Genomic DNA, 26,691 nt, shown 5'->3' with positions numbered 1-26,691 from the left:
TCATCATGTAGATAAAGAGGGTTTAGTCGTCTTTGTTATTTGCTTTGTAGGCATAGGCATAGTTATAACCATAGCCATAACCACCGCTGGCACGTTGAATATCATTCAAAATGAATCCATTTACTTTGACGCCAGCTTGATCAAAACGATTCAAACTGAGCTCAAGTTCTTTCATTTGTGATTTGGCATAACGAGCAACCAATAAAGTAACGCCGACGTATTGAGAAATGATAATACCATCCGTTACTGCCAAAATTGGTGGTGTATCAATGATGATATGGTCGTATTGAGAGCTGAGGGTTTCAAGCAAAGTTTTAAATTGCTCAGAGCTTAGAATTTCAGATGGATTAGCTGGGTTTTTGCCACGAGTAATAATACTCAGACCTGAAACTTCCGTCTCATGAATCACTTGGCTCAGTTCAGCTTGACCAGTCAGTAATTCAGCAAGTCCTGGTTTCACGTCTTTGCTAAAGTATTTATGCAAATAGCCGCGACGAAGGTCCGCATCAATCAGTAAGATCTTTTTATTACTTTGAGCAAAGATCGTTGCAAGATTGGTTGAGATGAATGACTTCCCGACCTCAGGTGCAGGGCCTGCGATCATCACAATATTGTTTTTGGCATTATTTAATGCAAAGTGAATGGCGGTACGAATACTCCGTAAACTTTCGACAGCAATATCATCACTATTTTTAACTGCAAGAATTGGAATGCTCTTTTTCTTTTTCAAAATACTCATACGAGTTTCTTGAACTGGGGAACGTGGTACTGTGGCATAAACAGGTAGATCAAGCTCTCGTTCAATCTGAGCTGAATCTTTAATCCCGGTACGTAACATATTACGTAACAAAGCAATCAAAGTGCCAAGGAAGCCACCAAGGAAAATAGCAAGTATTAGAATTTGCAACTTTTTCGGTTTAATTGGTTCTACTGGTTCTACAGCGGTATCCACAATACGTACATTACCAATCTCACCAGCTTTGGCAATACGAAGCTGTTGGTAAGAGTTTAACAATGCTGTGTACAATTGCGTGTTGACTTCAACTTCACGATAAAGCTGTAAATATTGTCTTTGTAGATCAGGTAATTGTTTTAATGTGCTGTTCAGATCGGCAATTTGCTTTTTTATCGCAATGATTTGGGCATTAATTTCACGCATTGCTGGGTGTTCTGCCGTATATTTGGCTGCAATATCTGCTTGTTTCTGTTCTAGTTCAATCTTTTTAGTTTCTAATGTGATGCTCTGTGTGAGATATAGTTCCGACTCTTTGGTAACGTCCACAGTATTGTACTGTTGGCGGAACTTATTGAACTCGCGCTCTGCCTTATCCAGTTGTTGTTTTAACTCTGGTAATTGTTCATCCAAAAATTTGAGTGTTTGTTCTGTTTCTGCCGATTTACGTGCTACATTTTGTGCACTATAAGCGGACAAGATTGCATTGAGCACTTTGGTGATGTGTTGTTTGTCTTCACCTTGATAGCTCAGTCCTAAAATCCCAGTCAACTTACCTTTTTCTGCTACCGAATAGTTTGCACTAATGGCCTTAACTGCTGCAGGTAAAGAGCGTTTACGAATCAGGTAGTTAGTCTCTAGCTGATCTCTTGAGAAAATACTGAGTTTCCATACTCCATAATGATTTGAAAGTTGATTAACTTGATTTAATGGCGCAGACAAGAGTATTTCATCTGTTTGTGTATCAATTAATTCAAACTGATCTGCTTTAAAGTTTAAGTTGAGTGTTTTATCCAAAAATGCTTGAGGCACATCAAACTGACGAACTTCAAATGATTTTTGACCATCTTGAAATGTGATGCCTTTAGGAGCATATTCGATAGCATCATCAGGTTTTCCAAGTAATCGTTGTACAAAAGTATCATTCGGATTTGATATATTGATATCGAGATTTAAGGCTTGAATTACTGAGCCAAGAACCAAGCGCGATTTTAAAATTTCGATTTCAGATTGGGCTGGGGATTTTTGATCGATGACTTGTGAAAGATCACCTAATAATGCTGCCGAGGCACCTTTAGTATTCTCGACTTGTACGAGCGCATCTACAGAATATGTATTGGGGGTGGTACGTAGATATAACAATGCACATACAAGACTGAGCATGACGCATAATGCGATCAGTTTCCATTGTGCCAGTAGCGCAAAGAAAAGTTCCTTTAAGTCAATCGTATCTTCAGTATTGGTATTTTGGCTCATAATCTTAAATCTAAAAGTTAAATATATTTTTTCCAATCAGCCACACACTGCTGAATCAGCTGGCATGTACTATCAAAAAAAGCTTGATCATGTTGATAGGGATCGGACACATTCTTATTTTGCCAATGTCCTAGGCGAAAGACTTTGCCTTTCGCAAATGGCCATGTTTGTTCAATATGTTTTTGTTGATTTTGACTCATCACCAAAACCAAATCCGCATTTTTAAGATGTTCGGCTTTTAGCTTTTTTGCAATATGTGCACTCATGTCGATATCAAGTGCTTGCATGCAATGCAGCGCTTTTTCATCTGCTGGATGACCTGTTAAGCCTGAGATACCAGCAGATTCAATATGAAGTTGGGGGTAGGCTTGCTTTAAGAAATATTCTGCCATTGGACTTCGACAGATATTTCCTACACAGATCACCAAGATATTTTTAATCTGCATCAGTTCCCCAAACGATCAATATTATATAAAGCACTTGAGAAAGGAATAATTTGGTTGACCACACGCTGCCAACGCGTTAAACCAGTTGCATCCACATAGACAATATCGTTACTGCGCAATTTAAATTGATTGGCAAGACCAAAATCACCTAAGCTCATCAAATTCATATGATACAGTGCCGTGCTGCGGTCATTTGGATTGGTTCTGAGTACGTAAATACGACTAGCACTGCCTGATAGCGGGTTGATTCCTAAGCTTTCACCTAAAGCATCACTTAAGGTCATGCCTTGATCACGCATAGGTAACGCCTGATTCTTACCAGATTCACCCATCACATAAATTTTTTGATTCTCTCTGGTGCTCACATAAATCGTATCATTCGGTTGTACTAAAAGTTTATGTAGTGAGTAGCCTGACTTTTCAAGCTCGATTGTGTTCAGATCGTAAGTTTGGCCATTACGAATCAACTGAATATAAGTATTTGCGCCTTTGTCATTAATGCCGCCGGCCATACCAAGTGCAGTATAAATACTGGTTGGCTGGTCATTTAAATAGAATTGACCGCCACGAAGCACACTGCCTTGTACTGAATAACGTTGGCCCTGATAAGATAAAACACGAACGATAACATCAGGATTTTTTAAATAACGTGCAAACTGGTTCCGTAGCTCAGTATTTAGCTGTGCCAAACTTTTCCCAGACGCTTTGTAACGACCAACTAAAGGGAGTTGAATATAGCCACTCGCATCAATCGGGTAACCACTTGCTTTAGGATCAGCTGTGTTGCCAGTAATTTCAGGATATGCCCAAAGTTGAATGGAAAGTACATCACCTGCACTTAAACGATAGCTGACTTGTTGTTTTTGAAATAAAGTATTGTATTGATGCTGATAGTTCACTTGTGCGGGTTGTATAGCAACTAGGTTTTCCTGATCTATTTTAATGACATTGACTGTTGTTCCCAGATCGGTGGTATACAGCCCTTCTGCTGGGATGTCATAGGTTTGTAAGCCCGAGGTAACAGCACAACTAGTTGCAGCGATACTCACCGCGAGAATAGAAAAAAGCTGATAATACTTCACACACGACCCTTGATTATTTATATCTAATTAATATCAGTGGCCCAAAAACTCACAGTCTTGAGGCCCAGAATTTTTCCAATTCTAGCTGAAAAAACTCAAAAAAGCATTGAGAAATATAGGGGCTTTGTATGTTTAGTATTACTGCAATGATCGGCATTTCTAAACAGACTTTTCTTTTCTGTGAGGATTTTCCCGCTTTGAACAGATTCTTTTTATTGTAATTGTAACTTAATGAAGTAAAAACGTTCTGAGCCGTTTTCGTTGAGAGGATGTGTTGTATGATGGCTTCGTATAAAAAATAATAGGTGAGATCAAATGAAAAAAAGAATTTTACTGATATTCGGTACACGACCAGAAGCAATTAAAATGGCACCTTTAGCATTAAAATTACAAGCATACGATCAAGACTTTGAAACTAAGGTATGTGTGACAGGACAGCATCGTCAGATGCTAGATCAAGTTTTAGAGCTATTTAGTTTAAAGCCTGATTTTGATCTTAACTTGATGAAACCTGGGCAAACCTTATCTGATGTGACATCTGGTGTTTTAAAAGGGCTCGAACGGGTATTTGCAGAATGGATGCCGGATCTGATTCTTGTTCATGGCGATACTGCAACAACTTTTGCAGCCTCACTAGCGGGTTATTATCATAAAATTAAAATTGGTCATGTAGAAGCAGGATTGCGGACAGGTGATCTTTACTCACCTTGGCCAGAAGAAGCAAATCGTCAGCTTACAGGCGTTCTCGCAAATTATCACTTTGCACCGACTCAGTCATCTTATCAGAATTTGATGAATGAGAATGTTGATCCCGCAACAGTGGTGATTACAGGGAATACCGTGATTGATGCTTTACTTCAGGTTAAAACCAAAGTGGAACAAGAGCAGCAACTCATTCAGACGTTAGAGCAAGAATTTAGCTTTTTAGATAAAAGTAAAAAATTAATTTTAGTTACCGGCCATCGCCGTGAGAACTTCGGGCAAGGTTTTCTCAATATTTGTACTGCTTTGGCAAACCTTGCAAAAAAATATCCTGATATTCAGATCGTGTACCCTGTTCATCTAAATCCAAATGTACAGCAGCCTGTAAATGAACTGCTGGCAAATATTGACAATGTTTTTCTGATCGCACCTCAAGATTATCTACCATTTGTTTACTTGATGAATCGTAGCTATTTAATCTTGACTGACTCCGGTGGTATCCAAGAAGAAGCTCCTTCTTTAGGTAAACCAGTTTTAGTAATGCGAGATACAACAGAACGCCCTGAAGCTGTTGAGGCAGGAACGGTGCGTTTAGTAGGCACCGATGTGAATACAATTGAAAATGCTGTGATTGATTTATTAGAAAATCTAACAACCTATAAGACGATGTCTGAAGCACACAATCCCTATGGTGACGGCACGGCTTGTCAGAAAATCGTTGGATATATGAAAAGTAAGATGGTTTGAACACTACTAAATATTAAACTTACCATTTAATTTATAATATTGTGATGAACTTCACGATATAGGGTTGGCAGTGTATGGGTTATGAAAGCTTGTAAACACATTCATACAATTGAAATGTAGAGGCTATAAAAAATCTACTATATAGTACGCGCAATTATTTCATTGCTGTTCTATGCAGTATCTACAGATAAAAATTGTAAGGGATAAGGCTTCAATTTATGCTAACACTTGCCGAGTTAAAAATAGCAATTATTGGTTTAGGGTATGTCGGTTTGCCACTGGCAGTTGAATTTGGTAAGAAAGTCTCGGTTGTTGGATTTGATATTCATCAAAAACGTGTAGATGAACTTAAAAGTGGGCAAGATCACACGCTAGAAGTTTCGCCAGAAGAATTAAAGCAAGCCTCTCATTTGAGCTATACAGCAGATTTAGACGATTTAAAAGATTGTAATTTTTTTATTGTCACCGTTCCAACTCCGATTGATGACTATAAACAACCCGATTTAACACCTCTAATAAAAGCCTCTACGAGTATTGGTAAGGTCTTGAAAAAAAGAGATATCGTTGTTTATGAATCAACTGTTTATCCTGGGGCAACAGAAGAAGCATGTATTCCAGTGCTTGAGCAGGTATCTGGTTTAAAATTTAATCAGGATTTTTTCGCAGGCTATAGTCCAGAGCGTATTAATCCAGGTGATAAATTGCACCGTGTGACTAATATTCTTAAAATTACGTCTGGTTCAACGCCAGAAATTGCTGAATTTGTTGATCAGGTTTATAACTTAGTTATTGAGGCGGGAACGCATAAAGCACCGAGTATTAAAGTTGCTGAAGCTGCTAAAGTAATCGAAAATACGCAGCGTGATGTCAATATTGCACTGATTAATGAGTTGGCTGTGATCTTCAATAAGATGGGCATAGATACTGAAGCCGTACTTGAGGCTGCAGGTACTAAATGGAACTTCTTGCCATTCCGTCCTGGTTTGGTTGGGGGGCATTGTATTGGGGTTGATCCATACTACTTAACTCATAAAGCCCAAGCAATTGGTTATCACCCTGAAATTATTCTTGCTGGTCGTCGTTTAAATGACAATATGGGTGCTTATGTCGTTACTCAGCTTGTTAAAGGAATGATTAAAAAGAAAATTCAGGTGGAAGGTGCCAAAGTTTTAATCCTAGGCCTTAGTTTTAAAGAAAACTGCCCAGATATTCGAAACACCAAAATTATTGATATAGTAGCTGAGCTAAAAGAATACGAGACACAAGTTGATGTGTATGATCCGTGGGTTGACCAAGCAGAAGCTGAGCATGAATATGGGATTACACCCGTTCAGTCAGTTGAAAAAAATACTTATGATGCGGTGATCTTGGCTGTTGCGCATGAGCAGTTTAAAGAAATGGGTGCTGATGCTATCCGTGCTTTGGGTAAAACAAATCATGTTTTATATGACTTAAAATATGTTTTATCTCAAGCAGAGTCAGATATCCGTTTATAAATCATAAGGAAACTAAAAATGAGCCAATATCAATCAGTGTGTGAGCAATTAAAACAACAGCCTAAAATCTGGTTAATTACGGGAGTTGCTGGTTTTATTGGCTCAAACTTGCTTGAGACCTTGTTAAAACTAGATCAAAAAATCATTGGCCTAGATAACTTCGCAACGGGTCATCAACATAATTTAGATGAAGTGCAGAGTTTAGTTACGACAGAACAGTGGGCGAGATTCACATTTATCCAAGGTGATATTCGAAATCTTGAAGACTGTCAAAAAGCGTGTGCAAATGTTGATTACGTTTTACATCAGGCAGCTCTAGGTTCAGTCCCTCGTTCCATTGCTGATCCAATTACGACTAATGCCGCAAATATTACAGGTTTTCTTAATATGTTAGTAGCTGCTCGTGATGCACAGGTAAAAAGTTTTACCTATGCAGCAAGTAGCTCGACTTATGGCGACCATCCTGCACTTCCTAAAGTAGAAGAAAATATCGGTAATCCATTATCTCCATATGCTGTAACTAAATACGTTAATGAGTTATATGCAGATGTATTCGCTCGTACATACGACTTTAAATGTATTGGTCTACGTTATTTTAATGTATTTGGAAAGCGTCAAGATCCAAATGGAGCATATGCTGCGGTAATTCCAAAGTGGACAGCTGCAATGATTCAAGGCGATGATGTCTTTATCAATGGTGACGGTGAAACCAGTCGAGATTTCTGCTTTATCGAAAATACAGTTCAGGCAAATATTTTAGCTGCTACTACTGAAAATGAAGAAGCAAAAAATCAGGTCTATAACGTTGCAGTAGGGGATAGAACCACCCTAAATGATTTATTTAATGCGATTAAATTTGCCTTAGGCGAAAATAAGGTGATTTATGAGAAAGAGCCTTTATATCGTGACTTTAGAGCTGGAGACGTAAGACACTCGCAAGCGAGCGTAGAGAAAATTCAAAAATTATTAGGATATAAAGCTATTTATAAAATAGATGATGGAATTAAGTTAGCTATGGCATGGTATTGTAATTAAATAATTATGAAATTGAAAACTAAGTTACAAAGAGTCTTTCAAACCTATTTGAAAGATACCTTTATTGTTCTTCTAGGTACACTGTTAGGTGCTCTTTTTGCTTTTCTTTCTCAAACGTTAATTGCTAGAAACCTGACGGTAGCTCAGTATGGAGTTTTTTCTACACAACTTACACTACTGAATTTTTTAGCACCATGTATTGGAATGGGTATCTCTGCCTTTTGGTTAAAAGTATATGGGGAAGAACAAAGTAATGCAATAAGATGGATGCCTATTTCTCTGAGACTAGTAAAGTTAACGAGTTGTATAGTTCTGTTTATTTTAATTGTAAATGCTTTAATGGTTAAGAATATTTCTTTTCTAATTTTACTTTTTTTTAGTTTTTATTGTTTCGGACAATCTTTTGTTGAATTAATAGGCTCAAAGTATCAAATAGAATTAAATTATAAGAAATTTTCAATTATACAATTAATCCCCCATACCTTAAGATTTATCCTCATATTAATAATAATTGCTTTAGGTGAAGGGAAACTAATTAATTTCATGATTGCATATGGTTTTTCAGGGGCTTTAATTATTTTTTGGGGAGCAAAAGATTTAATTAATTTTTTGAGTGAAAAGCCTAAAAATTATGCAGGAAAAATAATTAAGACATCAGAGTTGCTAAAAAAATCGCTTCCTTTCTGGTCAGCAGGATTTTTATATCTAATTTATGTGCAAAGTGCAGTTTTAATATTGAGTTTTTTAGCTGGATCTGAATCTACAGGATATTATAGTGCAGCATTTGTCTTTTTAGCCTCAGTATATATTATCCCAAGTGTAGTATATCAAAAATTTTTACTTCCCCAGTTACATAAATGGGCTTATCATGATAATAAAAAGATAATTAAAGTTTATTCTTTAGGTAATAAATTAATGTTTTTTATTGGATGTATATTTTTAATAATTTTGTTTTTTTATTCAGATTTTCTTGTGGGCACGATTTATGGGGAAAATTATAGTCATGCAGCCCTAATAGTTAAAATTCTTTGTTTTGCTATTCCATTTAAATTTATATCTTCAAGTGTAGGAGCAATTCTATCAACTAAGGATTATGTAGGGCGCAAAGTAAAAGTAATGTTGTTAGCGAGTATATTTAATGTAGTAATGAATTTTTTCTTTATTTACTATTTTTCATCTGTAGGAGCTGCGATAGTTACTGTACTTACTGAAATCTTCTTGATGATTATGTTGATGGCTTTATATAAATTCAGTTATGAGAGAAATTTATGAAATTTAAATATGTATATATAAAAATCTTAAACTTTATCAAAGGATTTTATGGTCTTTTTAGTAATGGACTATTAATGAATTATTGTATTGAAAAAAATGCAGGTGATTTATTTAACAAAGATTATCCAAACTATAAGTTTGGAAATAAAGTTTATAAATATTCTTTCGGGAAAAAGAAGCATTTTTTGTTTTGTGGAAGTATTTTAGGTCGTTCAAATTGTTATAGCACGATTATAGGTGCTGGTTTTATTTCACGTGAACAGTCAGAAAGTCCAATTGAATTCGATAAAGTAATTGGTGTAAGAGGAGAACTCACAGCACAAGCTTTATTAAAGAAAAACTCTAAATTAGAATTAGTTTTTTTGGGTGATCCTGGTCTATTAGCAAGAGAAGTTGTTCAGCCAAGAATTAATAGTAGCGTATCACCTACATCATCTATAGGTATTATCCCTCATTTTATGGACTTAGATAAAGTTCGAAGTCTTATTAAAGATTGCGATGGAGTTAAAATTATTGATATAAGAGATGATTTTAAGAGTGTTTGCCTTCAAATATTAAATTGCGATAAAATTTTATCATCTTCTTTACATGGATTGATCTTTTCTGATGCAATGAATGTCCCTAATAATTGGATTAGTGTGGGGAACGAAATTATTGGAGGGGATTTCAAGTTTAAAGATTATTACTCTGTTATGACTCATCCTAAAAAAAATCCTATTCTTTGTAAGAATATATCTGATTTAAGAAAAGCAGCCACTAGTGCAAATGTATGTAGTAATGTTAATTATGAATTAATGAAGTCTTCTATAGAAAATAATTTAGGTATATGATGACATTTTTTTCAATTGTAATTCCTTTATTCAATAAAGAACACTTAGTCACTAAAGCTATAAGTTCTATAATTGATCAAGATTATAAAAAATGGGAACTTATAATAGTAGATGATGGATCTACTGATTCTTCTTTAAGTATTGTACAAAGTTATTTATTCAAAATAGATAACTCAAAATTTGATATAAAATTAATTCACCAGATTAATCAAGGAGTTTCAGTAGCAAGAAATCGCGGTGTGGAAGAAGCAAAGTATCCGTATGTTTGTTTTTTAGATGCGGATGATGAATGGTATCCAGATTTCTTATATAATATAAATTCTTTAATAAATAAATATCCTGATGCTAGCATGTATTCACTTCAGCATGAAAATTGTATTGATGGAAAAGATATCTTAAGAAATTCATCATATTATGAGAATGATTATAGAGGCTACGTCGAAAACTTTTTTAAAGATTCCTTGTATGGTAGCCTTGTAAATAGTTCAAAAGTATGCTTGAGGAAAAGAGAATTTCTAGAAGTTAATGGATTTCCGGTAGGATATAAATCTGGCGAAGATTTATATGTATGGATTGAATTGGCTTTAAGAGGTAAAATGGTTTTTTATAATAAAGTTTCTACGAGAATTAATATTGTATCAGATCACTCTCGTTCAGGTAGAGATATTAGTATTCCTTATCCATTTACTTATTATTCTAATCCGAAGAATAGGAATAGATTATCTTTTTGGGCAAAAGTTTATTTGAGAAAAATTTATTTAGCTCATATAAAGGAATCTATTTCTTCTAAGAACTATTATGCTGCAAAAATTCGGGCTAAGTCAGCAAGACGATTGTTTCCTGTTTTAAGTAAACTTTTACTATTAATTCTTTTTTTTATTTCAATATAAGGAGTAAGCTATGTCTTTAAAGGAGAAAATTGTTAGAATTAGTCCATATTTTATTCAAAATATTGCAGTTACTTTTTTTAATGTATATCAATATAAGATACGACATAGTGGTGATTACTCTAAATTTAGAAAATATTATAAAGATATAGAGAAATTACCTAAAGATCATCTAGATAAAGAGATAGAAAGTAAGAAAAAAGCTTTCTTTGGATATGTATCTAAAAATTCAATCTGGTATAAGGATTATGATTTTGATAATTTATCTATTAACAGGCTTTTAGAAAAAAAAGAAGTTATCAATAATTTGGATTTAATCAAAACAATAAATGAATCAGAAGGCCTAGTTAGTCTAACGGGAGGAACAACAGGGGCTTCTATGAAAGTGATATATACAAAAAAGGATATGCAAGAAAGATTTGCTATTTTAGATCACTTTCGAGCACAACATGGTTACGAGCTTGGTAAAAAGACAGCTTGGTTCTCTGGAAAAAATTTAATTACTAATGAAGATCTTAAGAAAGGTAGATGTTCACATTATGATTTTATAAATAAAATTCGTTTCTATTCTACTTTTCAGATTAATGAAAAAAATTTTGATATTTATTGGAATTCAATAAATAATTTTCAACCAGAATTTATTGTTGGTTTTCCTTCTAGTGTTTATGAGTTGTGTAAAATTGCCCAGGCAAGAGGGTTAAGATATAAAGGAAAAGTTCAAGTATTTTTTCCAACAGCAGAAACAGTTCTTAATGAACATAGAGAAGTAATTAATGCAGTATTTGGATGTAAATTGGTTGATCAATATGCTTCATCTGAAGGAGCACCATTTATATTAGAGTGTTTGCATGGTGGGTTACATATACATCCTTTAACAGGAATTTTTGAAGTTTTAGACGATAATTTGCAGCCTAGTCAAATTGGTCAGCTTGTAATTACATCCTTTACTACACATGGAACACCATTAGTAAGATATAAAATTGGTGATTCTATAATATTAGCTGATGATAATAAGAAATGTAAATGTGGTTCGGTATTTCCTCTTGTTGAGAGTATACAGGGAAGAACTAATGATTATATTCTTTCACCTGATTTTGGAAAAGTAAATTTAGGTAATATTAGTAATTCTACTAAAGATACTCAAGGGATTATTTGTTTTCAACTTATTCAAAATGAAATTTACAATATTGATGTTAACTTGGTTGTAAATGATAAATATAGTAAAACTCAAGAAATTAATTTTATTTCTGCTTTAAGAGAAAGAGTTGGACCGAATGTTAAACTAAATTTTAATTACTTAGATGAAATCCCTAAGGAGAAAAGTGGGAAATTTAGACTAGTTAAAAATAATATAGGTAATTAAAGTGAAAGATTATAGTTTAGAGCAGAATATGTTGTCTATTTCTATCTTTTTTTTGGGATGGATAATTGTTTTTCTGATTGCTCATAAAAGTTATAAAGAAACTTTTTTTACTTTTTTTTTGTATATTTGGCATACTTTTTTTTGTATTTATTACTACAATTTTTCAATTATCAATGGTGCAGATGCAATTACATATTATGACAAAATTGTTTCAGGTGAGGGAGCATTTTATCCTGGAACTCCTTTTGTTACTTTCTTAGGTGGAATTGTTTATAAAATATTTAGTGCTTCCTATTTAAATGTTTTTCTTTTTTATAATATTGTTGGGACTATTGGCTTAGTGTTGTTGTATATTGTTTTAAAGGGATATGCAAAGAATAAGTTATGGTTATTAATTATTTTTCTGCCATCCATGAGTTTTTGGACATCTGCGTTAGGAAAAGACTCTATAGCTTTTTTATCCGTTTGCATTTTTCTTTATACATTAGTAACAAATAAAAAAGTTTATTTATTACTTCCACTTTCTTTTTTCTTTATGTTTATGGTGCGTCCGCATATCGCTCTTTGTATGATTGTAGCATATGGAGCCTCTTTATTATTTAAGTCAAAAGTTCATCTTATATTAAAATTATTATTTGTTCCTATTTTATTTGGTTTAATGTTTATAGCTTCCAGTTTTGTAAGGGATTATGTAGGGTTAGAGGATGGGGGGTATGAAGATGTATCTGCATATGTAGATCAAAGACAGTCGCTAAATGCTTCAGGTGGCTCATCTATTGATATTGCATCTATGAGTTATCCAATGCAAATGTTTACTTATGTTTTTAGACCATTACCTTATGAAAGTCATAGCTTACTTGCATTTATTAATAGTCTTGAAAATTCATTATTGTTATTGATATTTTTATTAATATTGTATAAATCAAGGATGAATTTAAAATTTCTCTTTGATGGAAAAAATTTATTACTTTTCATATATACCTTGCTAGTATGGTCTATTCTCGCAATGACAACAGCTAATTTAGGAATAGCAACGAGACAAAAGTGGATGTTTATGCCTATTTTAATTTATTTCTTAATTTATGGGATGTCAAAAATCAATAGTTTATCAAACAATAAAATTAGGTAGTAATAGGTAGATGAAATTTTTAATAATTAGTAGCTATTTGCCTTCCATTTTGAACTTCCGTGGAAAGCTTCTTGAGGCAATTTCAAAAAAAGACATTCAAGTTTATATCTTAGGTCCTGATCTAGATTTATTTACTAGTGAAGTGAGTCAACTAAGAAACTTGGGCTATAGTGTAGATGAAATTCCAATGCAGCGTACAGGAACTAATCCACTTTCCGATATGAAAACCTTATGGGCTGTATATAACTGTATAAGAAAAATAAAACCAGATTATGTATTGTCTTATACTATTAAACCTGTCATTTATGGGACGTTAGCTGCTAAATTGGCAAAAGTCCCTCATCGTTTTGCGCTAATAACAGGATTAGGTTACGCTTTTCAAAATGTAGAACAGGGGAGTAAACGAAGTTTTTTCCAAAAAATTGTGCATGGCCTATATCAATATGCGCTCTTACATAGTGAAAAAGTGTTCTTTCAGAATCCAGATGATCAACAATTATTCCACGATCTAAACTTAGTTAATCACAATAAACCGACTGTAGTCGTAAATGGTTCTGGTGTGAATGTTCAAGACTTTACAGTTGTTGAGCCACCTAAAAGTAATTCTGGACAAATTAAGATATCTTTTTTGCTTATTGCACGTTTATTGGTTGACAAAGGCGTAAGAGAGTTTGCTGAGGCAGCTAAACAGATTAAGCAAATATACCCAGAAACTGAGTTTCACTTGGTCGGATGGATCGATGAGAACCCAACAGCAATTGCTCAAGAAGCATTAGATGAATGGATCGCCGATGGTAGGCTAAATTATTGGGGTAAACTTGCTGATGTTCGTCCTGCAATCGCGGCTAGCTCAATATATGTTTTACCTTCTTATCGTGAAGGAACCCCTAGGACAGTTTTAGAAGCAATGGCGATGGGCAGAGCTGTTATTACAACGAATGCACCTGGATGTAAAGAAACTGTAATTCATGGTGAGAACGGATTCCTAATTGAAGTAAAATCAAGTGAAAGTTTAGTCAAAGCAATGCAACAATTTATTCTTGATCCGAGTTTAATTGAAAAAATGGGAAAAAGATCGCGTGAAATTGCTTTAAATAAATATGATGTTGATGCAGTTAATAAACATATGCTAACTGAAATGGGCTTATTGAAATGATCAAACGTTTATTAGATATCATTATTGCTTCAACGGCACTGGTTTTGCTGTCGCCTTTATATTTTTACGTTGCCTATAAGGTAAAGAAAAATTTAGGTTCTCCAGTCTTGTTTCGTCAGGTTCGTCCAGGTCTGCATGGTAAACCGTTTGAAATGATTAAGTTTCGTACCATGAAAGATGCTGTTGATGCACAGGGAAATCCATTGCCGGATAGTGAGCGTTTAACCCCTTTTGGTAAAATGTTACGTTCCACCAGTCTGGATGAAATGCCAGAACTTTGGAATGTGATTAAAGGTGATATGAGTATTGTAGGGCCTCGTCCTTTATTAATGGAATATTTACCACTTTACAATAAAGAGCAAGCCAAGCGTCATGATGTACGTCCAGGTATGACGGGCCATGCGCAAGTCAATGGACGGAATGCCATCAGCTGGGAAGAGAAGTTTAAACTAGATACATGGTACGTTGAAAATCAGTCGATCTGGTTGGACTTTAAAATCATGTTGAAAACAGTGAAAAAAGTGATCGCTAAAGATGATATCAGTGAAGCAGGCGAAGCAACGATGACCAAGTTTACAGGTTCAGCATCGGACAATCAGAATGAACCACAATAATATTTATGCTGTTTATGGCGCTTCAGGTTGTGGCCGAAGTTTAATGCCAGTTGCACGTCAGCACTTACAACGGATGGGCATCCAAGCCGAACTCTACTTTATAGATGACAGCTTGGTCGCGTCTCAAAAGATTAATGGTCATGTGGCATTAAACTATCAGACTTTCAAAGATTTAAATTACTTAAATAAACATGTGCTTATCGCGATTGCCAATAGTAGTGTTAGAGAAAAGATAGCCAATCGTCTTGCAGAAGATGGAATGAATCTATGGTCTGTATATGCTGACAATACCTTGTTTATGGATGAGGTTGAGATCGGAGAGGGTGCTGCGCTGAGCCCATTCGTGACAATTACGTCAAATATCAAGATAGGTAAATGCTTTCATGCTAATTTGTACAGTTATGTCGAGCATGACTGTGTAATTGGCGATTACGTCACCTTTGCGCCTGGCGTAAAATGCAATGGCAATATTCATATAGAAGACCATGCATATATTGGGACAGGTGCTGTTATTAAACAGGGTACGCCTGATAAACCTTTAGTCATTGGAAAAGGTGCGGTTGTTGGAATGGGCGCGGTTGTGACCAAAAGTGTACTGGCAGGCGTAACAGTGGTCGGAAATCCTGCACGTATATTGGAAAAGAAATAATACAAACTGTATGAAAAAGACAGTTTTTTCATATAAGTAAATGATAGCGGAAAAGCATGCCATTTTTGATAATGGTCAATGAGAAGGTAAATTAAGATGTTAAACACTGCATTTGAACCATGGCCAAGTTTCACTCAACAAGAAGCAGATGCCGTATCTAAGGTATTACTTTCAAATAAGGTGAACTATTGGACGGGGCAGGAGTGTCGCGAATTTGAAAAAGAGTTTGCTACATTTGCTGGTACTCAATATGCGGTCGCTTTAGCGAATGGAACGGTTGCATTGGATGTAGCACTTAAGGCATTAGGTATCGGTGCTGGACATGATGTGATTGTGACATCTAGAACTTTTCTTGCTTCAGCTAGTTCAATTGTCACAGCTGGTGCAAATCCTATATTTGCAGATGTTGAGTTAGATTCTCAAAATATTTCGCGACGAACCATTGAAGCTGTTTTAACACCTAATACTAAAGCGATTATCTGCGTGCATTTAGCAGGTTGGATGTGTGACATGGATCCGATTATGCAACTTGCTGAGGAAAAGGGTTTGTATGTTATTGAAGATTGTGCTCAGGCTCATGGTGCTCAATACAAAGGCAAACCCGCTGGCTCTATTGGACATATTTCTGCTTGGTCATTCTGCCAAGATAAAATCATGACGACAGGCGGTGAAGGTGGTATGGTCACCACCAATGATGAAATACTTTGGAAAAAAATGTGGTCTTATAAAGATCACGGTAAGAGCTACGATAGCGTTTATAACAAGCAACATCCTCCAGGTTTCCGATGGTTACATGATTCGTTCGGCACGAATTGGCGTATGATGGAAATGCAGGCTGTAATTGGTCGTATTCAGTTACAGCGTATGCCTGAGTGGACTCAGCAGCGGACGATTAATGCAGAAAAGATATGGGCTGCTTTTGATGATTCGCCATATTTTACAGTACATCGTCCAAGTGAGGATTATGTGCATGCTCACTATAAATGTTATGTCCAAATTAATGAACAGGCGTTACCTGAAGATTGGTCACGTGATCGAGTGATGCAAGAAATTAATGCTCAGCAAGTGCCGTGCTTTAGTGGGTCATGTTCAGAGGTTTATTTGGAACATGCTTTTGATGATACTGCTTGGCGACCTGTTGAGCGTCTAAAAAATGCACAACAACTCGGTGAAACGAGTTTAATGTTTTTGGTTCATCCAACTTTGAGTGAATTGAGTGTTCAAAAAACTGTAGATGCAATTGAGAAATTACATACATTGATGGTCAATTAGAATCGCAGACTAATTCATAAAAATAGTAGGATGTGAGGTGCATATCTTACTATTTTAAAGATAATGTACATCATATGTAAAAGTTATTTCGAGTGAGATCAGAAGTGCGTATAAAGATCGAACTGAATGTAGGATGATTAGAAGATCACTGTGAAAAAGATTATTCATCAATTTGCCTCAGCGCCAAGATTATATAAACAACTTTTTCTTGTTTTTTTAGACATTTTAGTCTTCCCAATCATTTTATGGTTGTGCTATTCCATTCGCCTGTTTGATATAGGTGCGCAGGTTATTCCTGGTATTGATCATGGGATTCTCCTCGTCAGTTTGATTGCTGTGATTAGCTTAGGTGTTACAGGCGTATACCGATTTATCGTAAGAACCTTTGATGAGGTTTTTATTGTTAAATTGGCATTTGCTGTCGCATTGACCATGATTGCTTTATATGTGCTTAATGCATGTACTGAAGCTTATGTGCCTATGTCGATCCCATTCATGTTCGGTTTTATGATGTTTGCATGGGTCTGGGCGAGTCGTGCATTTATCCGTTTTGTGGTGAAAGCCTCTTTCTATTCTGAACTTGGGCGGAAAAGAATTGCAATTTATGGTGCAGGGGATGCAGGTCAACAAATTGCGGCTGCATTGAACCGTTCTGATGATCATTTGTCCGTATTTTTTATTGATGACTATGCATCATTACAAGGTCAGATTGTTGGTGGTTTAAAGGTTTATTCGGTAGAAAAGGCACTACAACGTTTCGAAAAAGATCGCATCGATGAAATTCTTTTGGCCTTGCCTTCTGTTGGTCGTGTACGCAAAACTGAGATCATTCAACAATTTGAATCTGCTCGTGTTAAAATCACCGAGCTGCCTGGTTTAACCCAGTTGGTGGATGGTGAAATTCGTGTTTCAGATATTCAGGAAGTCGATATTATTGACTTATTGGGACGTGATCCTGTACCGCCAATTGCTCATTTATTGGTTAAAAATATTCAAGATAAAGTTGTGATGGTGACAGGTGCTGGTGGTTCAATTGGCTCAGAGCTATGTCGTCAAATTATTAAAAACCAACCCAAACTTTTGGTGTTATATGAACTCACCGAGTTTGCATTATATGATATTGATAAAGAGCTAAGACGCAACACAACTTGCGAGATTATTCCTATTTTAGGAACGGTACAAGATCAACAAAAGCTTGAACGAATTATCGAACAATATCACGTACAGACGGTTTATCATGCGGCTGCGTATAAACATGTACCATTAGTTGAATGTAACCCAATTGCAGGCTTAAAAAACAATGCAATTGGTACGGCAAATAGTTTGAATGCAGCAGTGAAAAAGGGTGTAGAAACCTTTGTGCTTATTTCAACAGATAAAGCGGTGCGACCGACCAATGTGATGGGGGCGTCTAAACGTATGGCTGAGCTTTATTGTCAGGCTGTTGCCGAGACGAAGCCAAATACGCAAATCAGTATCGTTCGTTTTGGTAATGTTCTCGGTTCTTCGGGCTCTGTGGTGCCATTATTCAAGCAGCAAATCGCTGTCGGTGGTCCAATTACAGTGACGCATCCAGATGTGACACGCTACTTTATGACCATTCCTGAGGCATCACAGTTGGTGATTCAAGCTGGTGCATTAGGTTCAGGCGGTGATGTATTTCTGCTGGATATGGGAGAGCCTGTTCGCATCCAAGATCTCGCACGTCAAATGATTAAACTCAGTGGTTTAAAAGTGCGTGAAACAGGTTCTTTAGAGGGTGATATTGAAATCGCGTATAGTGGTTTAAGACCAGGTGAAAAACTGTATGAAGAGTTGCTGATTGATCAGGAAAATACAGAATATACGCAGCATACGCGAATTCTTCGTTCTTTTGAAAAGCATTATCCGCTAGAAGAGATCCAAGATATTTTTGCTAGAATCAACCAAATGACAGCGATTGATCATGATGTGGACTGGGCTTTGACCCAGCTGGAACATTATGTGGACGGTTATAAGCGTAGTGGCGAAGTCAGAGTGAATTAATTCGAGAAAAGTTATGATCAAAAAAGCAATTTTACCTGTTGCAGGTTTAGGCACGCGTTTTCTGCCAGCAAGTAAATCCATTCCTAAAGAGATGGTAACGGTGGTGGATCGTCCAGCGATTGAATATGTTGTGAATGAAGCAGTAAAGGCGGGAATCGAGCAAATTATTTTGGTTACGCATTCTTCCAAAGCATCGATTGAAAATTATTTCGATCGCAACTTTGAGCTTGAAACAACGTTAGAGCAAAAAAAGAAATTCGATTTACTCAAAGAAATTACTGATATTCTACCAAAACATGTCAGCGTCGTGAGTGTACGTCAGCCGCAACCTTTAGGGCTAGGACATGCTGTGCTTTGTGCAAAAGATATCGTGGGGGATGACGCTTTTGCTGTTTTGCTGCCTGATGTGTTGGTGAAAGATACTGCGCCAGAAAATGATTTATCGCTCATGATTCAACGCTTTGAGCAATCGCAAGCTGCGCAAATTATGGTGGAAGCAGTGCCCGACCATTTGGTCGATCAATACGGTATTGTAGATGTGGCAAACTCTCCAAACGAGGGTGAGAGTATTGTTATGCAAGGGATTGTTGAGAAACCCGCAGTGGGAACAGCACCTTCGAATTTATCGGTTGTGGGTCGTTATATCTTACCTGCCAAAATTATGACAATGTTGGAAAATACCCCTCGTGGTGCGGGTAATGAGATTCAATTGACAGATGCTATTGCAAGCCTGCAACAACTTGAACCTGTTGAAGCCTATCGTATGAAAGGTCAAACCTTTGATTGTGGCAGTAAGATTGGTTATCTTAAAGCTGTATTACATTATGGTATTGAACATCCAAAACTGGGTGAAGATTTTAAGGGCTTAATTCGCGAGTTAGCCCTATAGGTTTAGGGTTAACGGTTATGAAAATCGCAGTTTTTGGCAATACCTTATATGCTGGGGTGATGTCTGCACTTCTATCTGAATCTGGGCACTTTGTGTATTGGTGTTCAGATACTCAGAAACAACAAAATTATTTGCAATATGCATTTCATGATGAAAATGTCAGCCGCTTATTAGAAAAACAGTTGAAAAGTGGGTTTCTAAAAGATACTGCGCTTCAAAATATCCCTTTAGATATCGATGGATATTTATTCAGCTTTAATCAAACTCAAGAGGCCTTTGTCTTTGAGCTTTTAGAGACTCTTAAGCAAAGAACCATTATTCACCCCAAGTTAATGATCAATGCTTCGACCTTTGGTTTACATGGTACTGAGAAAATGCAGCAGATCCTTTCAGAAGATGATTGGGTTTATTTACCTGATACGATTCAGGAAGGTAATGCTTTGCAAAGTTTAACTCAAGCGAAGCAGTTGATCGTTGGATGTTTAGACAGTCGTGCCCAAAGCAAAGTCAAAGAGTTATTAAGACCTTTTTTCCCTCTAGAGCAACAATATTTGTTCATGCCGATTTTGGATGCGGAGTTTACCAAACTCAGTATTTCAGGCATGTTAGCAACCCGAATTAGCTATATTAATGATTTAGCAGTGGTTGCTGAAAAACTCGGTATTGATATCGCTTCGGTTAGACAGGGAATGGCTGCGGATAATCGAATTGGTGCTGCCTATTTGTATCCTGGTGCAGGCTTTGGTGGGGAGAATTTCTCTCATGATGTTATGACATTGGCAAGTACTGTTGCAAATACTGGAGTCAAAAGTCAATTACTCGCGCAAGTTTGGGATATTAATGAGCAACAAAAAGAAATTCTGTTCCGTAAATTGTGGAATTATTATCATGGAGAATTACAAGCCAAAACCATAGCAATATGGGGGGCTTCATTTAAGGAAAATACGTCAAGTATTCAACAATCACCGATACACCAAATGCTAAAAGCATTATGGGCGCAAGGCGTAAAGGTTCGTTTACATGATCCACAAGCATTAGATGAAATCGCGATGATTTATGGTGAAAGAGCTGATTTAATTCTCTGTAATGATCAATATGATGCAGTACATCATGCTCACGGTTTGTGTGTCTTAACTGCTTGGAAGCAATATTGGAGTCCAGACTTTAAGCAACTCATTCAGTTGATGGAACATCCGTTGATTTTAGATGGGCGCAATATTTATGATCCTCATTATGTGAAAGCACAAGGTTTTGCTTATATGGGAGTGGGGCGTTAATTATGATTAAAAACATACAGCCTTTTCCTGTACAAGAGCAGGCTTCTGTTTTAGAGCGTTTAGTCTCTTTGCAAAAGCAATTTAAAGATGTCCACCTCAATACTTTGTTTGCAGATAATCCTACGCGTTTTAGCCACTTCTCGGTTGAACATGATCAAATTGTCTTGGATTTTAGTAAGCATCGTGTTGATCAAAACATCTTAAAAGCGTTGGTTGAACTCGCAGATGCACAAAGCCTAGGGCGTTGGATCAAAACATTATTTTCATCTGAGCAAATTAATTATACAGAGCAGCGCGCAGCGATGCATTGGGCATTACGACTGCCACGAGATTCAGCGTTTCAGTCTGAAATCACAGCACAAGTCCATGCACAACTTGATCGTATGTATGCCTTAGTAGAAAAAATTCATGCGGGACAATATCGCGGTGCAACAGGTGAAGTGATTCAAGATGTGGTCAATATCGGTGTTGGTGGATCCGATTTAGGTCCATTGATGGTGACTCATGCACTGTCTGATTTTAAAGTCTCGACGGCTAAACCTTTAGTTGTACATTTTGTTTCCACCATGGATGGAAGTCAGTTATCTGATTTATTACATCAGTTACGACCAGAAACAACGCTTTTTATTATTTCGTCAAAATCGTTTGGCACCATTGATACGCTTTCCAATGCACAAACTGTTCGTCAATGGTTAGAAAAAGCATTAGGTAGTAATGATAAAATTCTGAAAAATCATTTTATTGGGGTTTCAACTAAGCCTGAAAAAATGACGGAATGGGGCATTGCAGCTGATAAACAATTGCAACTTTGGGATTGGGTCGGTGGTCGTTACTCTCTGTGGTCTTGTATCGGTTTGCCAATTGCATTAACCATTGGCGTAGCAGGTTTTAAGCAACTGTTGGCTGGTGCGCATGCGATTGATCAGCATTTTCAAAACGCGTCATTTCATCAAAATATCCCTGTCTTAATGGGCTTGTTAGGTGCATGGAATAACAATTTCCTCGATATTCAGACCCATGCTGTATTGCCTTATGATGGACGCTTAAAATATTTTGCGGCGTATTTACAGCAGTTAGAAATGGAGTCGAATGGAAAGTCGATTCAGCGAAATGGAGACAAAGTCGATACTGCAACTTGTCCAATTGTTTGGGGCGAGGTTGGGCCGAATGCACAACATGCATTTTATCAACTTTTACATCAAGGCACACATTCGGTGAGTTGTGATTTCATCGCACCCGTGAAACGCTATAACGGCAATCAGTTTACCTATGTGGAAAATGCAGATGCGTTCGTTGAACAACATCATTTAGCATTGTCAAATTGTTTGGCACAATCAAGATTATTGGCCTTTGGTAATCAAGCTCTTGCGGCCAATGAGTTACAAGACTTACCTGCTTATAAACAATATTCTGGTAATCAACCAAGTTCAACAATTCTATTAAAAGAATTGAATCCTTATAGTTTAGGGATGTTGATTGCAATGTATGAACATAAAGTCTTTGTGCAATCCGTACTTTGGAATATTAATCCTTTTGACCAATGGGGTGTTGAGAAAGGCAAAGAAATTGCCAATCAACTGTTACCGATTCTAAATCGTGAACAAGAGGATTTATCAAGTTTCGATGCATCTACTCAAGGTTTATTAAAGATATTATTAGGAAAGACAGATGGCTAAAATTTTAGTAACTGGCGGTGCTGGCTATATTGGTTCACATACCTGTTTAGAATTACTCAGCGCGGGTCATGAGGTCATTGTATTTGATAATCTTTCAAATAGTTCCGAAGAATCGCTAGTTAGAGTACAAAAATTAGCAAATAAAACCTTGGTTTTTGTACAAGGTGATATTCGTGATGAAATTGCATTAGATCAGCTTTTTCAGTCTCATCAAATTGATGCGGTGATCCATTTTGCTGGTTTAAAAGCCGTTGGAGAAAGTCAGGAAAAGCCATTAATTTATTTTGATAATAATATTGCAGGTAGTATTCAGCTTGTAAAATCTATGGAAAAAGCAGGTGTATTCACTTTAGTTTTTAGTTCATCTGCAACAGTTTATGATGAAGCTAATACATCACCTTTGAATGAAAATATGCCGACAGGTATGCCTAGTAATAATTATGGCTATACGAAGCTTATAGTTGAGCAATTATTACAAAAATTATCCTTATCAAATCCAAAATGGTCAATCGCATTACTTCGTTATTTTAATCCAGTTGGTGCGCATAAAAGTGGTCAAATTGGCGAAGACCCACAAGGCATTCCAAATAATTTAATGCCGTACGTCACCCAAGTTGCTGTAGGGCGTCGTGAGAAGTTATCAATTTATGGTCATGATTATGATACGGTAGATGGTACGGGTGTTCGTGATTACATTCATGTGGTGGACTTAGCGAATGCTCATCTTTGTGCCCTGAATAACCGCCTTTCAGTCCAAGGATGCCGTGCTTGGAATATTGGTACAGGCAATGGTTCATCCGTACTACAAGTAAAAAATACCTTTGAACGGGTGAATGGAGTACCAGTGGTCTTTGAGTTTGCACCTCGTCGAGCAGGAGATGTAGCCACTTCATTTGCAGATAACTCAAGAGCTATTACAGAGTTGGGTTGGAAACCTCAATATACTTTGGAAGATATGCTAGCAGATAGTTGGTATTGGCAAAAGCATAATCCTAAAGGATATCAGTAACTACTGTTTCAAATAGAACAGGGAGCAATTGCTCCCTGTTTTTTTTTAATTCTTAGATTACCCTTGAATCAGTGCAGTTAGCTCATCCACATAACTTTGCATTGGCTGTGGATTCCGATCAGCACGGCTTTCGATATTCAGTCGAAGTAATGGTTCTGTATTTGACGCACGAACATTTAAACGCCATGCACCGAAATCCAGACTCACACCATCGGTACGGTCTACTAATGGATTTTGGTCTGCATAATGATCAAAGATCTTTTGGACCGTTGCTTGCGTGTCGGCCACTTTAAAATTGATTTCGCCACTACATGGGAATTTGGCAATCATATTTTCCACGAGTGTCGAAAGAGATTGCCTTGTTTCTGAGAGTAGGGCAATGCTGAGTAACCAAGGAATCATACCGCTATCACAATAAGCAAAGTCGCGGAAATAATGATGAGCGCTCATTTCCCCACCGTAAACAGCATTGTGTTCACGCATTACATCTTTAATAAAAGCATGTCCAGATTTAGATTGTACTGCGATACCTTGGTATTGCTCTACGATATCAAAGGTATTCCAAACTAGGCGTGGGTCATGCACAATCTTTTCGCCTGATTGTTTGATCAGGAATGCTTGTGCCAATAAGCCAACAATGTAATAGCCTTCGATGAATTGCCCCTTCTCATCAAATAGGAAGCAACGGTCAAAGTCACCATCCCATGCAATACCCATATCTGCATGGTGTGCAAGCACAGCATCGCGGGTGCTGTCTCGGTTTCCAATTAAAATTGGGTTCGGAATCCCATTTGGAAAAGTACCGTCTGCTTCATGATGAATTTTGATAAATTCAACTGGAATATTGAGTTGCTGGAATTTCTGCTCAATCGCATCAATCACATGACCTGCTGCGCCATTGCCTGCATTCACCACCAGCTTAAGTGGTTTAATTTTTTGAGGGTCGATGTAGGTTAATAAGTGATCGATAAACTCTGGCAGAATATTATAGTTTTCAGTCGAACCTTTTTGCTCAACTTCGATAAAAGCACCTGATTCAGCGAGTGCTTGGATGTCTTTTAATCCTGTATCGGCACTGATTGGACGTGCATTTTCACGAACCAATTTCATGCCATTGTAGTCCATCGGATTATGGCTGGCGGTCACTTCAATGCCACCTTGTACATCAAGATGGAAAGCGCCGAAATAAACTTCTTCAGTACCCGTCATGCCTAAATCTAGAACATTGACACCTGCATCATTCAGACCACGAATGGTTGCTTGCTTTAAGCCTTCACTACTCAGACGGATGTCACAACCAATCACTACTTTTTTAGGTTGATAGATTTGTCCGTATGCACGACCAATTTTATAGGCGATGTCTTCGTTCAGTTCTGTACCTAATTTTCCGCGAATATCATACGCTTTGAAGCAAGTTAGTTGAGTCATTTAAAAGAGCTGTTTGTAGTTTATCAATGTGTTGAAGTATACAAAGACTAAGCGTAATTGAACATTGATTGATACAGAATTAAGCAAAGAGAAAGTCTTATTTTTAGGTGGTTGAGCGTTTCTCATTTCAATCACTCTTAGCTTAGAAAATAAAAAAGGTTGTTTCACGTGAAACAACCTTTTTTGATCCATAAAGTCTCCCTTTTGAAAGGGAGATGAGGAGCGATTATAGCTCCGCAAGGGGATGTTTAGCTGATTTCGCTAGAACTTCAGCCATTGCTTTAGCAACTTTATAAATATTATTCATATTTAAACCAGCAACGCAGATACGACCACTGCGCACAAGGTAAATGGCATACTCTTCACGCAGCGTATCGACTTGTTCGCCTGTCAAACCTGTATAGCTGAACATGCCTTTTTGGTTTACAAGGTAGCTAAAATCACGGTCAGGAAGTGCTTTAGTCAACTCATCTTTTAAGATGCTACGCATTTTGATAATACGCTCGCGCATCTCTTTCACTTCGCCTTGCCATTGTTGATTCAGATCAGCGTCATTGAGCACTTGATCAACCAACCAGGCACCCGTTGTTGGTGGGCTAGAGTAGATACGACGTACCGTTGCTTTTAACTGACCGAATGTGCATTTTGCTGCTTCAGCATCGTCACATACGAAAGTTAAACCACCAACACGCTCACCATAAAGTGAGAAGATTTTAGAGAATGAGTTGCTGACGATGAAGTTCAAACCTGCTTGGTCTAAAGCACGAATCGCATAAGCATCTTGTTCCATACCATCGCCAAAACCTTGATAAGCGATGTCGAGGAATGGGATGAGGTTACGCTCTTTTAATACCGCAATCACTTGATCCCACTGTGCTGGATTTAGATCTGCACCTGTTGGGTTGTGGCAGCACGGGTGTAACAACACGATGCTTTGCTCTGACAAAGTTTTTAGTGTTGATAACATGCCATCAAAATCAACGCCGCGTGTTTCTGCATCGAAGTATGGGTAGAAGTTGCTCTTGATGCCAGCACCGTTAAAGATTGCCACATGGTTGTCCCATGTTGGTTGGCTCACCCAAACTTCTGAATTTGGGAAATAGGTTTTTAAAAAGTCTGCACCCACTTTTAATGCACCTGAACCACCCAGCGTTTGAATGGTTGCAACACGACCTTGTTGAATTGCAGGGCTATTTGCACCAAACAATAACGCTTGAATCGCATCACGGTAAGGTTTGAAACCTTCCATTGGAAGATAAAGTTTGGTTTGAGTATTTTTAGGTGCAATACGTTTTTGTGCTTCGATAATGGTATCGAGCTGTGGAACGATACTGTCCTCGTTGTAATACAAACCAATACTTAAATTAACCTTTTCAGCGCGTGGATCAGTGTTGAACTGTTCCATTAAAGAGAGAATTGGGTCGCCTGCATAAGGTGGGATATGTTGAAACATTAACAATGTCCTTTTATTCAACAAGGTGCATGGATGTGTCTTGTG

22 protein-coding genes are annotated in these 26,691 nt (G+C 37.0%); 17 read left to right on the top strand and 5 right to left on the bottom strand.

Annotated elements, in window-relative coordinates; translation table 11 throughout:
* Positions 1 to 22 precede the first annotated feature (22 nt).
* From DS737_RS15615 to DS737_RS15605, 3 genes are read right to left on the bottom strand one after another with little or no spacing between them, the layout of a single operon-like run.
* Positions 23 to 2,209 (bottom strand): polysaccharide biosynthesis tyrosine autokinase, encoded by a 2,187-nt coding sequence (locus tag DS737_RS15615; protein ID WP_113997911.1) that lies wholly within the window; start codon positions 2,207 to 2,209, stop codon positions 23 to 25.
* Between the two features lie 17 nt (positions 2,210 to 2,226).
* Positions 2,227 to 2,655 carry a low molecular weight protein-tyrosine-phosphatase gene (locus DS737_RS15610; RefSeq protein ID WP_004637394.1) on the bottom strand — a complete coding sequence of 143 codons (429 nt, stop codon included), beginning with the start codon at positions 2,653 to 2,655 and terminating at the stop codon, positions 2,227 to 2,229.
* Complete coding sequence (locus DS737_RS15605) at positions 2,655 to 3,737, bottom strand: polysaccharide biosynthesis/export family protein (RefSeq protein WP_113997910.1); 1,083 nt, start codon at positions 3,735 to 3,737, stop codon at positions 2,655 to 2,657. Before DS737_RS15605 ends, DS737_RS15610 begins: the two co-directional genes overlap by 1 nt.
* A 315-nt stretch (positions 3,738 to 4,052) precedes the next feature.
* Between DS737_RS15605 and wecB the strand changes: the two genes are divergently transcribed.
* From wecB to galE, 17 genes are all read left to right on the top strand, one after another.
* On the top strand, positions 4,053 to 5,186 hold the full coding sequence (wecB, locus tag DS737_RS15600) for a non-hydrolyzing UDP-N-acetylglucosamine 2-epimerase (protein WP_113997909.1): 1,134 nt from the start codon (positions 4,053 to 4,055) through the stop codon (positions 5,184 to 5,186).
* A 218-nt stretch (positions 5,187 to 5,404) separates the two neighbouring features.
* On the top strand, positions 5,405 to 6,682 hold the full coding sequence (tviB, locus tag DS737_RS15595) for a Vi polysaccharide biosynthesis UDP-N-acetylglucosamine C-6 dehydrogenase TviB (protein WP_017395886.1): 1,278 nt from the start codon (positions 5,405 to 5,407) through the stop codon (positions 6,680 to 6,682).
* A gap of 18 nt (positions 6,683 to 6,700) precedes the next feature.
* Positions 6,701 to 7,717 (top strand): NAD-dependent epimerase/dehydratase family protein, encoded by a 1,017-nt coding sequence (locus DS737_RS15590; protein WP_113997908.1) that lies wholly within the window; start codon positions 6,701 to 6,703, stop codon positions 7,715 to 7,717.
* A 6-nt stretch (positions 7,718 to 7,723) separates the two neighbouring features.
* Positions 7,724 to 8,989: an oligosaccharide flippase family protein gene (locus DS737_RS15585; RefSeq protein ID WP_113997907.1), complete on the top strand. Its 1,266-nt coding sequence runs from the start codon at positions 7,724 to 7,726 to the stop codon at positions 8,987 to 8,989.
* Positions 8,986 to 9,819 carry a polysaccharide pyruvyl transferase family protein gene (locus DS737_RS15580; RefSeq protein ID WP_113997906.1) on the top strand — a complete coding sequence of 278 codons (834 nt, stop codon included), beginning with the start codon at positions 8,986 to 8,988 and terminating at the stop codon, positions 9,817 to 9,819. Before DS737_RS15585 ends, DS737_RS15580 begins: the two co-directional genes overlap by 4 nt.
* The gene (locus tag DS737_RS15575; protein WP_113997905.1) at positions 9,816 to 10,709 is read left to right on the top strand and encodes a glycosyltransferase family 2 protein; all 894 of its coding nucleotides are present in this window, start codon (positions 9,816 to 9,818) and stop codon (positions 10,707 to 10,709) included. Before DS737_RS15580 ends, DS737_RS15575 begins: the two co-directional genes overlap by 4 nt.
* Before the next feature lie 10 nt (positions 10,710 to 10,719).
* Positions 10,720 to 12,069, top strand: a complete 1,350-nt coding sequence (locus DS737_RS15570) for a phenylacetate--CoA ligase family protein (protein WP_113997904.1) — start codon at positions 10,720 to 10,722, stop codon at positions 12,067 to 12,069.
* A 1-nt stretch (position 12,070) separates the two neighbouring features.
* Positions 12,071 to 13,198 carry a hypothetical protein gene (locus DS737_RS15565; protein ID WP_113997903.1) on the top strand — a complete coding sequence of 376 codons (1,128 nt, stop codon included), beginning with the start codon at positions 12,071 to 12,073 and terminating at the stop codon, positions 13,196 to 13,198.
* A 10-nt stretch (positions 13,199 to 13,208) separates the two neighbouring features.
* Positions 13,209 to 14,354 carry a glycosyltransferase family 4 protein gene (locus DS737_RS15560; protein WP_113997902.1) on the top strand — a complete coding sequence of 382 codons (1,146 nt, stop codon included), beginning with the start codon at positions 13,209 to 13,211 and terminating at the stop codon, positions 14,352 to 14,354.
* Entirely contained in the window at positions 14,351 to 14,968 is a 618-nt protein-coding gene (locus DS737_RS15555; protein ID WP_113997901.1) for a sugar transferase, read from the top strand. The genes DS737_RS15560 and DS737_RS15555 overlap by 4 nt, the downstream gene beginning before the upstream one ends.
* Positions 14,955 to 15,617 carry a NeuD/PglB/VioB family sugar acetyltransferase gene (locus tag DS737_RS15550; RefSeq protein ID WP_113997900.1) on the top strand — a complete coding sequence of 221 codons (663 nt, stop codon included), beginning with the start codon at positions 14,955 to 14,957 and terminating at the stop codon, positions 15,615 to 15,617. The genes DS737_RS15555 and DS737_RS15550 overlap by 14 nt, the downstream gene beginning before the upstream one ends.
* A gap of 96 nt (positions 15,618 to 15,713) precedes the next feature.
* Positions 15,714 to 16,889 (top strand): DegT/DnrJ/EryC1/StrS family aminotransferase, encoded by a 1,176-nt coding sequence (locus DS737_RS15545; protein ID WP_005085829.1) that lies wholly within the window; start codon positions 15,714 to 15,716, stop codon positions 16,887 to 16,889.
* Positions 16,890 to 17,039: 150 nt separating this feature from the next.
* Complete coding sequence (locus DS737_RS15540) at positions 17,040 to 18,914, top strand: polysaccharide biosynthesis protein (RefSeq protein WP_113997899.1); 1,875 nt, start codon at positions 17,040 to 17,042, stop codon at positions 18,912 to 18,914.
* A gap of 13 nt (positions 18,915 to 18,927) precedes the next feature.
* Positions 18,928 to 19,803, top strand: a complete 876-nt coding sequence (gene galU, locus DS737_RS15535) for a UTP--glucose-1-phosphate uridylyltransferase GalU (protein WP_100834183.1) — start codon at positions 18,928 to 18,930, stop codon at positions 19,801 to 19,803.
* Between the two features lie 17 nt (positions 19,804 to 19,820).
* Positions 19,821 to 21,080, top strand: a complete 1,260-nt coding sequence (locus DS737_RS15530; RefSeq protein WP_113997898.1) for a nucleotide sugar dehydrogenase — start codon at positions 19,821 to 19,823, stop codon at positions 21,078 to 21,080.
* Between the two features lie 2 nt (positions 21,081 to 21,082).
* Positions 21,083 to 22,756, top strand: a complete 1,674-nt coding sequence (pgi, locus tag DS737_RS15525; protein ID WP_113997897.1) for a glucose-6-phosphate isomerase — start codon at positions 21,083 to 21,085, stop codon at positions 22,754 to 22,756.
* Positions 22,749 to 23,765, top strand: a complete 1,017-nt coding sequence (gene galE, locus DS737_RS15520) for a UDP-glucose 4-epimerase GalE (RefSeq protein WP_113997896.1) — start codon at positions 22,749 to 22,751, stop codon at positions 23,763 to 23,765. The genes pgi and galE overlap by 8 nt, the downstream gene beginning before the upstream one ends.
* A 57-nt stretch (positions 23,766 to 23,822) precedes the next feature.
* Here the strand turns inward: galE and DS737_RS15515 are convergent, their stop codons facing one another.
* Entirely contained in the window at positions 23,823 to 25,193 is a 1,371-nt protein-coding gene (locus DS737_RS15515) for a phosphohexomutase domain-containing protein (protein WP_113997895.1), read from the bottom strand.
* Positions 25,194 to 25,419: 226 nt separating this feature from the next.
* Complete coding sequence (locus DS737_RS15505) at positions 25,420 to 26,646, bottom strand: amino acid aminotransferase (RefSeq protein WP_113997894.1); 1,227 nt, start codon at positions 26,644 to 26,646, stop codon at positions 25,420 to 25,422.
* Positions 26,647 to 26,691 lie beyond the last annotated feature (45 nt).

The organism is Acinetobacter haemolyticus (genome assembly GCF_003323815.1).
In the GTDB taxonomy this organism is placed as follows: domain Bacteria; phylum Pseudomonadota; class Gammaproteobacteria; order Pseudomonadales; family Moraxellaceae; genus Acinetobacter; species Acinetobacter haemolyticus.
Note: the sequence above shows the minus strand (reverse complement) of the source record. Positions and strands in the feature narration are given on the sequence as shown.